Origin of the sequence: Paenibacillus sp. USDA918EY (assembly GCF_009870825.1) — a bacterium.
GTDB lineage: Bacteria > Bacillota > Bacilli > Paenibacillales > Paenibacillaceae > Paenibacillus_AQ > Paenibacillus_AQ albilobatus.
Genome location: NZ_WTWY01000047.1, coordinates 1 through 1,375 on the forward strand (window position 1 = coordinate 1; position 1,375 = coordinate 1,375).

Sequence of the window (1,375 nt, forward strand, 5' to 3'; positions counted from 1 at the left end):
TAGAGCACCTGACTTTTAATCAGGGTGTCGAAGGTTCGAGTCCTTCATGGCTCACTCTTTCTATATAGTACTTTTTGAAGCTATCTATACGAATGGATGGTTTTTTTATTTTTTGTCCCCGTTTTGCTCATGCATGACATGAACAAAATGGGGCTTTTTGTTTTAATAGTTCGTGCAGTTGTTGCTTTGTACTCGAATGAAAGAGGTGGAGACTTATGGGATTCAAACCAAGTTCAGTCTGAGTAAGCTCCTGTTGCTCATGAAAAAAGCCCCTTAGCCATGTTGGCCATCCCTATACAAACTAACGCCATGAGAATAAACTTCAGCAAGCTAACGTTGAATGTCCCTTGGTCCCTTGGTCAACGAATTTATAAGCATACATATTCGTAGTTGGGCGAGCCACGGCCTTTCATTTGCGTATAATCGCTTTTTTTGAAACAAAGGAGACTTCCGATACTTCTTGAATCAAATCAGCCGTATAAACGGCTGTAGCGGCTTCCGCGGACCTGGTGTCCCAGTAAATGATGCTGAGGAAGCATCACCGTTTAGTTAGCCCCGTAGCGGCTTTAATCGCCCAATGGGAGGGCCAAGATTTAACACCTTTTATGGCGTATTTGGGTTAAAATTGGCCATTTTAACGTTTAGGATATAGGTAGCCACTTCGATTCTTCTGCCGATCAATCCCAATGGCCTGACATCCATCCCATCGTATTAAGCGGAGAAAATTAGGTTAAAGTCAAAGTCCTTGATCGGAGTAAGAAATAGCAGGGGATGGGAAGCCCTATTTCCCGTCGGTGAGTTTTTATAAAATAGAGTTCATTTGGACCATTTCGTTGGCCGAATGCTGTCGGCGCTTGGGATAACCTCCTAAGGTGAACCAATTATAAACGGTCAGTTGTCGGCAGAAATTCAAGAACATGATCCGAAGAGGTATGTTTGTTGCTGTAAATTAAGCAGGAAGTCGAATCTGAACAGCAGTAGGAGAGAATGAGGGGGAAACGATTAACGCTTATCATTTGAAAGCATTGCCTTCACGAGGGGAATCTGCAAGTTTTTGTGTTGTTAAAATGGGCAATAAATAAAATGAATAATATTTTTTGCAAAAAGGCTTGACTCTTGGTATTTATCTATGGTAAGATCATTCTTGTCGCTAACGAGATGAGTTTTCTAAGAAATAAACGAATCATGTTAGAACGGACTGAACTGTCAGGCGATAAACCTGCGGTGACATGCGCGTGTGGCGGAATTGGCAGACGCACTAGACTTAGGATCTAGCGTCTTTGACGTGGGGGTTCAAGTCCCTCCACGCGCACCAAGAATTATGCGGACGTGGCTCAGCGGTAGAGCATCGCCTTGCCAAGGCGAGGGTCGCGGG

General features: G+C 43.8%; 1 tRNA gene. It reads left to right on the forward strand.

The features are described from left to right. Positions 1-1,231: 1,231 nt before the first annotated feature. Positions 1,232-1,315: transfer RNA gene (locus tag GQY55_RS30710), tRNA-Leu, on the forward strand. The last annotated feature ends 60 nt before the right edge of the window (positions 1,316-1,375 follow it).